Origin of the sequence: Martelella sp. UBA3392 (assembly GCF_002358775.1) — a bacterium.
In the GTDB taxonomy this organism is placed as follows: domain Bacteria; phylum Pseudomonadota; class Alphaproteobacteria; order Rhizobiales; family Rhizobiaceae; genus Martelella; species Martelella mediterranea.
Genome location: NZ_DEPM01000065.1, coordinates 1 through 11,589 on the forward strand (window position 1 = coordinate 1; position 11,589 = coordinate 11,589).

13 protein-coding genes are annotated in these 11,589 nt (G+C 59.9%); 8 read left to right on the forward strand and 5 right to left on the reverse strand.

Annotated elements, in window-relative coordinates; translation table 11 throughout:
* Nucleotides 1-58 precede the first annotated feature (58 nt).
* The 5 genes from nusB to B4E36_RS04855 form a co-directional block, all read right to left on the reverse strand.
* Nucleotides 59-526, reverse strand: coding sequence for a transcription antitermination factor NusB (nusB, locus tag B4E36_RS04835; protein ID WP_292054665.1), 468 nt, complete (start codon nt 524-526; stop codon nt 59-61).
* Between the two features lie 107 nt (nt 527-633).
* The gene (gene nrdR, locus B4E36_RS04840) at nt 634-1,116 is read right to left on the reverse strand and encodes a transcriptional regulator NrdR (RefSeq protein WP_018067664.1); all 483 of its coding nucleotides are present in this window, start codon (nt 1,114-1,116) and stop codon (nt 634-636) included.
* The gene (gene glyA / locus B4E36_RS04845; protein ID WP_292054668.1) at nt 1,116-2,420 is read right to left on the reverse strand and encodes a serine hydroxymethyltransferase; all 1,305 of its coding nucleotides are present in this window, start codon (nt 2,418-2,420) and stop codon (nt 1,116-1,118) included. The genes nrdR and glyA overlap by 1 nt, the downstream gene beginning before the upstream one ends.
* A gap of 153 nt (nt 2,421-2,573) precedes the next feature.
* On the reverse strand, nt 2,574-3,860 hold the full coding sequence (locus B4E36_RS04850; RefSeq protein WP_018067662.1) for a L,D-transpeptidase family protein: 1,287 nt from the start codon (nt 3,858-3,860) through the stop codon (nt 2,574-2,576).
* A 122-nt stretch (nt 3,861-3,982) separates the two neighbouring features.
* Nucleotides 3,983-4,516: a DUF6163 family protein gene (locus B4E36_RS04855; protein WP_155122144.1), complete on the reverse strand. Its 534-nt coding sequence runs from the start codon at nt 4,514-4,516 to the stop codon at nt 3,983-3,985.
* Between B4E36_RS04855 and hemB the strand changes: the two genes are divergently transcribed.
* From hemB to B4E36_RS04895, 8 genes are all read left to right on the forward strand, one after another.
* Nucleotides 4,497-5,519 (forward strand): porphobilinogen synthase, encoded by a 1,023-nt coding sequence (hemB, locus tag B4E36_RS04860; RefSeq protein ID WP_018067660.1) that lies wholly within the window; start codon nt 4,497-4,499, stop codon nt 5,517-5,519. The genes B4E36_RS04855 and hemB overlap by 20 nt on opposite strands.
* 80 nt (nt 5,520-5,599) lie before the next feature.
* Nucleotides 5,600-6,067, forward strand: coding sequence for an RDD family protein (locus B4E36_RS04865; protein ID WP_292054681.1), 468 nt, complete (start codon nt 5,600-5,602; stop codon nt 6,065-6,067).
* Between the two features lie 95 nt (nt 6,068-6,162).
* Nucleotides 6,163-6,915 carry an arginyltransferase gene (locus B4E36_RS04870; protein WP_292054685.1) on the forward strand — a complete coding sequence of 251 codons (753 nt, stop codon included), beginning with the start codon at nt 6,163-6,165 and terminating at the stop codon, nt 6,913-6,915.
* A 123-nt stretch (nt 6,916-7,038) separates the two neighbouring features.
* Nucleotides 7,039-7,506, forward strand: coding sequence for a large conductance mechanosensitive channel protein MscL (mscL, locus tag B4E36_RS04875; protein ID WP_292054688.1), 468 nt, complete (start codon nt 7,039-7,041; stop codon nt 7,504-7,506).
* A gap of 173 nt (nt 7,507-7,679) precedes the next feature.
* Nucleotides 7,680-9,224, forward strand: coding sequence for a serine hydrolase (locus tag B4E36_RS04880; RefSeq protein ID WP_345900053.1), 1,545 nt, complete (start codon nt 7,680-7,682; stop codon nt 9,222-9,224).
* Between the two features lie 93 nt (nt 9,225-9,317).
* On the forward strand, nt 9,318-10,586 hold the full coding sequence (locus tag B4E36_RS04885) for an AAA family ATPase (protein WP_292054693.1): 1,269 nt from the start codon (nt 9,318-9,320) through the stop codon (nt 10,584-10,586).
* 1 nt (nt 10,587) lies between these two features.
* Nucleotides 10,588-11,100: a hypothetical protein gene (locus tag B4E36_RS04890; RefSeq protein WP_292054696.1), complete on the forward strand. Its 513-nt coding sequence runs from the start codon at nt 10,588-10,590 to the stop codon at nt 11,098-11,100.
* Between the two features lie 76 nt (nt 11,101-11,176).
* Nucleotides 11,177-11,589: LysE family translocator (locus B4E36_RS04895; RefSeq protein WP_345900054.1), on the forward strand; the 413-nt coding region annotated here is incomplete at its 3' end.

Below are 11,589 nucleotides of genomic sequence, written 5' to 3' on the forward strand. Positions count from 1 at the left end.
GAGAAGATTGGGGGGCTATGCGGCCTCTTTTGGCGGGCTTTACCCAGCCCGTCAGGGATCAGTTGCCCTTGGGCTGACCGCGTTCGCGCCGCGCTATACGGTCCAGCACCGCGTGAACGAGCTTGCCCTCCTCACCCTCGAAAAAGGCGGCGGCGATCTCGACATATTCTGTGACGATGACGGCGGTGGGCACGTCGGGCTTGGAGACGATCTCGAAAACGCCCGCGCGCAGGATGGCGCGCAGCGTCGAATCGAGCCGCGACAGCGTCCAGCCCTCGGAGATCGCGCCGGCGATCATCGGGTCGAGGGTCTTCTGGTCCTTCACGACGCCGGTGACGATCGAGCGGAACCAGGCCGAATCGGCCTTCAGATAGGTGTCGCCGTCGACTTCCTTGCCGAGGCGGTAGACCTCATACTCGGCCAGCACATCGGCAAGCGCGGTTCCGCCGATATCCATCTGATAAAGGGCCTGAACGGCGGCGAGGCGTGCTGCGCCCCGCTGGTTGGCGGTCTTTTCCGTGGTCATGATGCTCCTCGCAATCCGGTCAGGATGCGGTCAATATTTTCGCGCGACAGCGCTCGTTGTGCCGCTAAACCATGAGGCCGCGCGGCTTGCAAGTGTTTTGGCGAATTTCAGTCGTGCTGGACGCCGGTTTCGCGCGCGATCTTGGCCGAAAACTCGGTAATGATCTCCTCGAAATCCTCCGTAGTGGAGAAATCGCGATAGACCGAGGCGAAACGCACGAAAGCGACATCGTCGAGGTTCTTCAGCGCTTCCAGCACCAGAAGGCCGATTTCCTCGGATTGCACTTCCGGCTCGCCCGAACTCTCCAGACGCCGGACGATGCCGGAGACCGCGCGCTCGATCCGCTCGCGCTCGACCGGGCGCTTGCGCAGCGCGATCTCGAAGGAGCGCACCAGCTTGTCGCGATCGAACGGCACCTTGCGGCCATTCTTCTTGACCACGACGAGTTCGCGCAGTTGCACGCGCTCGAACGTGGTGAAGCGCCCGCCGCAATCCGGACAGACGCGCCTGCGGCGGATGGACGTGTTGTCCTCCGCCGGGCGCGAATCCTTGACCTGGGTATCAGGCGAATTGCAGAACGGGCAGCGCATCAGCCCATATAGCCATACATCGGGAAGCGCTCGGTGAGGTTCACCACCTTGTCGCGCACCGCAGCCTCGACGGCGGCATTGCCCTCGTCGGAATTGACCTGCTTCAGCCCGTCAAGCACCTCGACGATCAGCGAACCGATCTCGGAGAATTCCTTCTCGGTGAAGCCGCGCGTGGTGCCGGCCGGCGTGCCGAGACGGACGCCGGAGGTCACGAACGGCTTTTCCGGATCGAAGGGAATGCCGTTCTTGTTGCAGGTGATGTAGGCGCGGCCAAGGGCGGCTTCCGCGCGCTTGCCGGTGGCGTTCTTCTTGCGCAGGTCCACCAGCATGGAATGGTTGTCGGTGCCGCCGGAGACGACATCGAGCCCGCCTTCCATCAGCGAGGCGGCCAGCGCGCGGGCGTTCTTCACCACCTGCTCGGCATACTGCTTGAACTCGGGCTGCAGCGCCTCGCCGAAGGCAACCGCCTTGGCGGCGATGATGTGCATCAGCGGTCCGCCCTGAAGGCCGGGGAATACGGCCGAATTGACCTTCTTGGCGATGTCGGCGTCATTGGTCATGACCACGCCGCCGCGCGGGCCGCGCAAAGACTTGTGGGTGGTTGTGGTGACCACATGGGCATGCGGGCACGGAGACGGATGCACGCCGCCTGCGACCAGACCGGCGATATGGGCCATGTCGACCATCAGATAGGCGCCGATCGAATCGGCGATCTCGCGGAACCGCTTCCAGTCCCAGATGCGCGAATAGGCGGTGCCGCCGGCGATGATCAGCTTCGGACGATGCTCTTCCGCCTTCGCCGCGACCTCATCCATGTCGATACGGTTGTCTTCCCTGGAAACGCCGTAGGAGACCACGTTGAACCATTTGCCCGACATGTTGACCGGCGAACCATGGGTCAGGTGCCCGCCCGAATTGAGGTCGAGACCCATGAAGGTGTCGCCCGGCTGCAACAGCGCCAGGAACACGGCCTGGTTCATCTGCGAACCGGAATTCGGCTGAACGTTGACATATTCGACGCCGAACAGCTTCTTGGCGCGCTCGATCGCCAGTTCCTCGGCGATATCGACGAACTGGCAGCCGCCGTAATAGCGCTTGCCCGGATAGCCCTCGGCATATTTGTTGGTCATGATCGAGCCCTGAGCCTCGAGCACGGCGCGCGAAACGATGTTTTCCGACGCGATCAGCTCGATCTCGTGACGCTGACGACCGAGTTCCTTGCCGATCGCATCGAAGATATCGGGATCGGTGTCGGCAAGCGAACGGTTGAAGAAGTTCTCGGTAAACGCGGTCTGACTGGTCATCGCGGGCTCCTCAGGGTTTATCGCGGAAGCATTCCGTAAAGGCGCTTGCGTTCTAACGCCGGCCTTCAAAACGTGCAATAGACGAATGCCGCCGCCAAGCATTGCTCAGCGGCGGCATTTTGGAAGCCGAATACGTCGGACGGGCGGAAACGCCTATTCGATGCCGGTGGTGGTTTGCAGCGCCAGTTCCGGCGCGCCGTCGAGATTGTAGATGTCGTCGCGGAACTGCACGATTCCGTCCTTCGTCGACCAAGCGGTGATGTAGACGAAATGGTTCGGCACCGGATCGGCAAGGTTCACCGGGGTGGAGATGCCGGCGTGGATCGTTTCCTCGATCTTCTGGCGGTTCCAGCCGGGGGTGTTCTTTAACAGCCAGACATCGAGGTCGCGCACGTTCTCGATGCGAACGCAGCCCGATGATTCGAAGCGCAGAATGTCGTTGAACAGCGACTGGCTGGGCGTGTCATGCATGTAGACGGCATGCTTGTTGTGGAAGTTGATCTTGGTCGAGGCCATGGCGCTGTTCGGGCCCGGATCCTGACGGAAGGTCAGGTTGGGGGCCTTCTCGGCGTTCCAGTCCACCGTCAGCGGATCGACTTCCTGGCCCTTGTTGTCATAGAGCCGGATCTTGTTGTCGACCAGATAGTTCGGGTCCTCGCGCATCAGCGGCATGATATCCTTCTGGATGATCGAGCGCGGCACGGTCCAGGGCGGATTGAAGATGATCTCGAAGATCTTGGAGTTCAACAGCGGCGTGGGCCGCGACGGGCGACCGACAATGGCGACATTGCGCAGCGCCACGGCATTGTCTTCCACCGCTTCGCAATAGGCTGCCGGAATGTTGACCAGAACGTAGCGCTGGCCGAGATCGGAACCGAGATCCTCGACGCGCGTCAGATTGGTTTCGAGCTGGGCGAGACGCACGGCGGCGCTGACATTGAGCGCCTTCAGCGTGTATTCATCGATATAGCCGGTTTCGGCGAGGCCGTGACGGGCCTGGAACCGCCTCACCGCGCCCTGCACATAGGAATCGTAGGAATCGGAGATGCCCGCTTCCTGCGGCAGGTCGCCGGAGACGATCAGGCGCTGGCGCAACTGGCGCACCGACGGATCGTAGACGCCGAACTGGAGCGGCACATTGGGATGCACTTCCGGCCAGCCGCCATTGGCGTTGATCCGCTGGTACTCCGCCATCGCCTGCATGATGTTCATCGGCGCGTTGGGGCTGAGGATCGGCTGGTTGGAGCTGACGGCGGCCTGCGCGCGCGAGGTCACGGCGTCAAACTGCTCGTCCCATTTGCCGCGGCCGGGCGTGTTGATCAAAGCGTCGACGGCCGATTGCGCGGCGGCAAGCTTCGGCAGCGCCACAGCGCCCGCAGCGGCGGCGATGAAACCGCGTCGCGACACGGTCCTGACGGTCTTGTTCAGGTCTTTTGTCATAGAATCCAGTTCTCTTCTGTCCCGCGGGCGTCGAGGACGCCTCTATGGATGTGCCTTGCACATCAATATGGCCAATTGTTGTCGGGTTTCAAATCGATACCGACGGCATTTTTCGGCAGATTCTAGCGCCGACGAATGAAGGCAAGGTAAATCCAGAAAGCGGCGTAGAGGCCAAACAACAAAACGTGAATGCCGACAAGCGCGGCGGCGGCCCCGACCAGGAACATTTCGACGGCCGCCCCGATGGCCCAGAGCACGAGCCCCCAGCCGACGCCGAACCACAGACCGGCCGCGGCGGCGGGATAGGCAACCGCGAGCACGACCTCGACGATGCGTTCGTTGGAACTGACAAGATCGAACCGTCCCGTGCCGGCAAGGCCGATCAGCTCCGCCCAGTTGTAAAGCGCGACCGCCATCAAGAACGCGGCCACACAGCGCTTGAAGACCATGAAGGCCATCTGCGAAAAACTGGGTTGTGGCGGACGTGTCTGCTCGGAATTCATCGCCGCCTTATACGCTGCAAAAATCGAAGTTACAAACCCTGACGCAACGCGCCAAAGCGACAAAATGGCGTGTTTGTCCGGGCGGTGCGACATGCTACAAGCCGACCTGAACGAAGCAGCGCCGGAGAAGACGATGAGCGAGCCGAACGACAAGACCCACCTCGTGGACAGGATCACCGGTCACCGCCGCATGCGCCGCATCCGCAAGGCCGAATGGACCCGCCGGCTGGTGCGCGAAAACAGGCTGACGGTCGACGATCTGATCTGGCCGGTCTTCGTGATTCCCGGTGACAATATCGAGGAACCGATCCCGGCCATGCCGGGGGTTTCCCGCATGAGCGTCGACCGGCTGGCGGAGGCGGCGAAGAAAGCCGAGGGTCTCGGCATTCCGGCAATCGCCACCTTCCCCAATATCGAGCTCGAAAAGCGCGATATGTCGGGGTCGGAAATCCTCAACCCCGACAATCTGATCAACCGCGCCACGCGGGCGCTGAAGAAGGCCGCCCCTTCGCTCGGCGTGATCACCGATGTCGCGCTCGACCCGTTCACCAGCCATGGCCACGACGGCATCCTCACCGGCGACGAAATCGTCAACGACGCGACCGTCGACCATATCTGCGAGGCCGCCGTCGCTCAGGCCGAGGCCGGCGCCGATATCATCGCGCCTTCGGAAATGATGGACGGCCGCATCGGCGCGATCCGCGAGCGCCTCGACATGGCGGGCTTCCAGGATGTCGGGATCATGTCGTATGCGACGAAGTTCTCCTCCGGCTTCTACGGCCCCTACCGCGAGGCGATCTCGACCAAGGGGCTCTTGAAGGGCGACAAGGCGAGCTACTACATCGACACCGCCAACGGCACCGAGGCGCTGCGCGATGCAGCACTTGACGTCGAGGAAGGCGCCGACATGCTGATGGTCAAGCCCGGCCTGCCCTATCTCGACATCTGCTGGCGCATTAAGGAAGCCTTCGGCCTGCCGGTGTTCGCCTATCAGGTCTCCGGCGAATACGCGATGATCAAGATGGCCGCCGAGCGCGGCGCGATCGACGGCGAGAGGGTGATGATGGAAACGCTGCTGTCGTTCAAGCGCGCCGGCTGCGACGGAATTTTGACCTATTTCGCGATCGAGGTCGCGCAAAAGCTGGCGAAATCATAGTCTCGAGGGGCAGATTTATTGCATTCCCCCAGCCAATACCCACATCGGGTTTGGAACCACGATTGACAACGGAGACAACGATGAGCCTCGAACGCAACATGACCTATTCGGCCCCGCCGGCCATTGACGCCTATTCCGGCGTGTTGTCGCGGCGCGTTCTGGCGTTTATCTTCGATTACATCGTGATCGCCATCCTCTGGGTGCCGGCGGCAGTGCTGCTGTTCTTCGTCGGCATCGCCACGCTCGGCCTCGCCTTCTTCCTCTATCCGGCGCTCTATTTCATCGTGGCGGCGCTTTATTTCGGCTTCAGCCTCGGCGGCTCCGCCCAGGCCTCCCCCGGCATGCGGGCGATGGGCCTCAGGATGCTGCGCACCGATGGGCTGAGGATCGATTTCCTGACCGCGCTGGTGCATCTGGCGCTGTTCTGGCTGTTCAACTCGCTCCTGACGCCGCTGATCCTGCTGGTCGGCCTGTTCACCGACCGCAAGCGCCTGCTGCATGATTTCCTGATCGGCGCCGTCGTGGTGCGCGAGGAAGCGCGCTATTGAACTGCGGGAAACGCTCATCCCTCAAATCAGAAAGGTTGACGTTCCCGTGAATTGCGCCATCCTGTGATCAAGTTTCGTTGCATGGTGCGCCGGGCATGAATACGCAGACCACTCAGTCGCCACAGTTCTATCTGACCGCGCCGGCGCAATGCCCCTATCTGGAGGCGGAGCGCGAGCGCAAGGTTTTCACCCATCTCGTCGGCCCGCGCGCCGGCGAGATGAACGACCTTTTGACCCAGGGCGGGTTCCGGCGCTCGCAGAACATCGCCTATCGCCCGGCCTGCGAGCACTGTCGCGCCTGCGTTTCCGTACGCATCGTCGCCGATGAATTCACCCTCGGCCGCTCGCTGCGCCGGATACAGGCCAGGAACGCCGATCTCGTCGGCGTCGAACGCCCGGCCTATGCCACCGCCGAACAATTCGACCTGTTCCGCACCTATCTCGACAGCCGCCACCAGCGCGGCGGCATGGCCGACATGAGCCTCGACGATTACAAGGTGATGGTGGAGGAAACCCATGTGGAGACCCGCCTGATCGAGTATCGCGTGGCGACCGGCCTTTTGGAGGAAGAGGGCGAACTGGTGGCGGTCGCGCTTTCCGATTTCATGGTCGACGGCCTGTCCATGGTCTATTCCTTCTTCAACCCGGCCTATGTGAAGCGCTCGCTCGGCAGCTTCATGATCATCGACCATGTGGCGCGCGCCCGGACGATGGGCCTTCCTTACGTCTATCTCGGCTATTGGGTTAAGGGCTCGCGGAAGATGGACTACAAGAAGCGCTTCCAGCCGCAGGAACATCTGACCGGCCAAGGCTGGGAACGCGCCGACCCGGGTGATTTCGAAGCCTAGCCCGTCACGCCGTTCCGTATTTTTCGCCCGCCCCATGTAGAAGCCGGCGCGTCCCTGCGCTAAGTTTCCTGACGATTATCAATGCGATGCGCTTTCGCATCGCCAGAGAAGGGGTCAGAACGCATGCTCAAAGAATTCCGTGATTTCATCGCAAGAGGCAATGTCGTCGATATGGCGGTCGGCATTATCGTGGGGGCCGCCTTTACCGCGATCGTCCGCTCGGTGGTCTCCGACCTGATCGACCCGGTCATCGGCCTGATCGTCGGCGGCATCGATTTCTCGGACATGTATGTGGTCCTCAGCGGCAGCGTGCCGGATGGCGCGAGCCTCGCGGCCGCGCGCGAGGAAGGGGCCGCGATCTTTGCCTATGGCGCCTTCATCACCGCAGTCATCAACTTCATGATCATCGCCTTCGTGGTGTTCATGCTGGTCAAGGCGATCAACCGCATGCGTGCGGCCGCCGAGGCCCACAGGAAGGCCGCCGAGGAGCAGGCAGCCGTGGCCAATCCGCCGCCCGGCCCGAGCGAACTTCAGGTGCTGCTCGAAATCCGCGACGAGTTGAGAAAGCGGGACGCCGGCACGACCTCCTGAGAAAAACCGCTGAAATGCGCCGAATTGGCGGCTTCGGAATTGCCAAACCGGACTGATTCCGAAAAGATTAGCCATTACGAATTGAGTGAAAGCCGCAGTAGCGGCTTTTGCCGCGCGGCCGAGGGGGACGGCCGCAACGGTCTCTTGCTCTTTCCCCGAAAGGGGAAAGCCGCATGTCGAACCGCACCCGCCTTGTCGCGATCATTCTCGCCGCCCTGCCGCTGACGGCCGCAGCAGAGGACCTGCCGCCCTCGCGCACCTCCGCCCTGCCGGTTCCGCCCGGCCAGATCGACAAGGCCGTCGAAGCGCTGGACGGCATCATTGCCGGGATAAAGGAGCGCAGCGGCGTTCCCGGCATCGCGGTCGCCGTCGTCCATGACGGCGAGACGGTCTATGCCAAGGGCTTCGGCCTACGTGGCGAGGGTGATGCGCCGGTGACCGCCGAAACCGTGTTCCAGATTGCTTCCGTGTCGAAATCGATCGCCGCCACCGTTGTCGCCCACCAGGTGAGCGAGGGCGTGGTCTCCTGGGACAGCCGGATGCAGGACCTGCTGCCCTGGTTCAGGCTTTCCGATCCCGCAATCACCGCGCAGCTGACGGTCGGCGACCTGTTTTCCCACCGCTCCGGCCTTCCGGACCATGCCGGCGACGACCTCGAGGATCTCGGCTTCGGCCGGGAGATCATTCTGGAGCGCCTCGCCCAACTACCGCTCGCTCCCTTCCGCACCAGCTACGCCTATACCAATTTCGGCCTGACGGCGGCTGCCGAGGGCGTGGCGCAGGCCTCGGGCATGGCGTGGAGCGACCTCGTATCGCAATCGCTTCTCGAACCGCTCGACATGACAACCGCCAGCGCCCGGTTCGATGATTTCATGGCGCGCGACAACCGCGCCGTGCCGCAGGCGCTGCAGCCCTCAGGCAGTTTCGCGCCCCTGTTTCAGCGCGACCCGGACGCGCAGTCGCCGGCGGGCGGCATGAGCGCCTCGGTGGAAGACATGGCCAAGTGGATGAAGATGGTGCTGGCCGAGGGCGGCGACCTGATCGACGCCGATGCGCTGATGCCGGCGATCAGCCCGCAGGCGTTTTCCGGCAGGCCGCATGTCGCCGACGAACGCCCCGGCTTTTACGGCTACGGCTTCAACACCGGCGTTTCGTCGAGCGGCCGCGTGGTGCTCGGCCATTCCGGCGCGTTCATCATGGGCACCGCCACCGCCTTCACGCTGATCCCCTCGCTCGATCTCGGCATCGTCACGCTCACCAATGCCTCGCCGGTCGGCGTGCCGGAATCGATCAACACCTCCTTCGCCGATATCGCCCAGACCGGCGCAATCGAGCGCGACTGGTTCTCTGGGTATAACCCGCTGTTCATGAGCTTTTACGAACCGCTCGGTCACACCGCGGGCATGCCCTTCCCGGAAGCCGCCGCTCCCGCCCCGGCCTTGGAAACCCTGACCGGGACCTATGCCAACGCCTATTTTGGCACAGTCGAAATCCGCGAAGCCGCCGGCCAGCTCACCCTCTACGCCGGCCCCGAAGACATGGCCTTTCCCCTGGAACACTGGGACGGCAGCACCTTCGTCTTCGACATCGAAACCGAAAACGCCGCGATCGCCTCACGCTCGACGGCAACCTTTACCGACGATGATGGCGAGGCCGAGATGCTCGAGATCGAGCTGTTTTCCGTGGATGGCGTGCCGGGACGGTTCGAACGGATTTGACTGCTGCCGCAATTCGCTTGGGCCAAACGTGAAACCTGTTAGAATACCACCGATCCGCGCTTACCTTGGACTATCGGAAACTGGAGGCTTGAGTTGCTCACCCGCTTGCTGCTTGAAAACTGGAAAAGCTATGAAAAGGCTGAGCTAAACATAGATCCGTTGACGATTCTAATCGGGACCAACGCGGGTGGGAAATCAAATGCGTTGGACGCTCTCTCGTTTCTAAACAGAACTGTCGCGGGATTGAACCTTACGGCTTGTCTCTCCGGTGACGCCAACATAACCCCTCTGCGGGGTGGCACCGAATGGGCATCGCGAAATCACTCGGAACGTTTTAAGCTTGGGATCGTCGTTCAAGAAGACTCAAATACAGATTACGAATACTCAATAGAGGTTTTCGTAAGCGAAAGTCGATGCGAGGTATCATCAGAAGAACTAATAAGAAAAAAATACACTTCGATTAAAGGGAAAAGCAGGAAACAAATCGGCCAGATAGGACTATTTAGAACAGACACGCCGGATCAGAATGATCCAATGATAAAGGTTCGTTTATATAATAAGAGTTCTGGAACTCTAAGACAACTATCTAGATCATCTAGCGTATTGTCACAGCTAATCACGCAATCCACCAGACAAGAAATATCTGATGGCTTAAATGCAGTAGGGAAAATTCTACGGGAAATATTTATTCTTGATCCTATCCCTTCGCATATGAGGTACTTTGCGCCCTTAAGCGAGTCTCTGGAACCTGATGCAGGTAATATTGCCGGCGTAATTTCAGCCCTCCCAGAAGATAGACAAAGAGAAATTGAAGAGACTTTCGCAGCCTATCTTTCTAAACTACCGGAGAGAGATATTAAAAGAGTGTATGCAGAACGCGTCGGTAAATTTAAAAGCGATGCTATGCTATACTGTGAAGAAAACTGGGTAAGGGGCGGAGAAACACCACTTATAGACGCGCGAGGAATGTCTGACGGAACTTTGAGATTTTTAGCTATATTAACAGCGCTTCTTACAAGACCAACGGGAAGCTTGCTAGTTATCGAAGAAGTCGATAACGGATTGCACCCTTCAAGAGCTTATTTGCTCATAGATATGCTTAGAAAGATCGGAGAAGAGCGAAGAGTCGACATCGTTGTTACGACTCACAATCCCGCGCTTCTGGACGCTTTGGGCCCTTCATCAGTCCCTTTCATCACTGTCGCGCATCGAGATTCCAAAACAGGTGCTAGCAAACTCACGCTTCTAGAAAATATAGATAACCTTGCGCGTGTATTGGGGCATGGTCCATTAGGATCTCTTTCGACAAAAGGAATTATTGAACGCGCCTTAAAGGGCGAGCAACTCACGTTTGGGTTTTAAAATGGCCGGACGTGTTGCAATCATTGACACCTCTCTGATGTGCTGCTGGCTAAAGGTTCCTGGCCATCAGACCGCCGGCAGTGAACCCGACCGATGGGACTACGATAGAACGTCGAAAGAGATTAAATCAGCTTTAGAAGCAGATTTCCAACTAGTGTTTCCGCTTACTACACTGATTGAAACGGGAAATCACATATCTCATGCAAGCAATCTAAGGTTTGAAACTGCAAAGAATTTCGCCGATATACTGAGAAAAGCCTCGCAGGGTGAAGAACCATGGACACCGTTTAGCGAACAATTTGCAACAGTCGGGGAACACTCCTTGTCATCAATCGTAGAGGAATGGCCAAAAGCTGCAGCGCGAGGGCTATCTTTGGGTGACTTTTTAATTACAACCGTCGCCGACTATTACTCTCTCGCCAGCTTTGAAGTAAAGATTTTAACCAGCGATTCTGAGCTACGTTCTCATATTCCGGCGAAACCTCAAAAGTTACCAAGGCGTAGAGACAGATAACGGGATACCATCGTGTCCAATTCTGTGCCTAGATCAGTTGCATATACGAGTAATTGAAACAAGAGAGCAAAATGCCATGCTCAGTGAATATCTGCCGCAACTGATGCTCGCATGGTCCATCCTGCTGGTGGGCGTGTTGTCGCCCGGGCCGAGCGTGATGCTGATCCTGGGGGTCGCCATGGGTCAGGGACGCGGCGCCGCGGTGGCGACGGCGCTGGGGGTTGCCTGCGGCAGCATGACGCTTTCGATCGCCACCGTGCTCGGGCTTTCGATCATCTTCGCAGAGCTTGCCCATGCGATGGAGATCGTGCGCTTCGCGGGTGCCGGTTATCTTTTCTTCCTGGCGTTCAAATCCTTCGGCAAGATGCTCAATCCGCCGCCGCTTTCGCCGCTCGTGCCCGGGCTGCGCTCGTTCCGGCGGCAGGTCGCCGGCGGCTATCTGCTGCAGGTCTCAAACCCCAAGGCGATCATGTTCTGGCTGGCGATCGC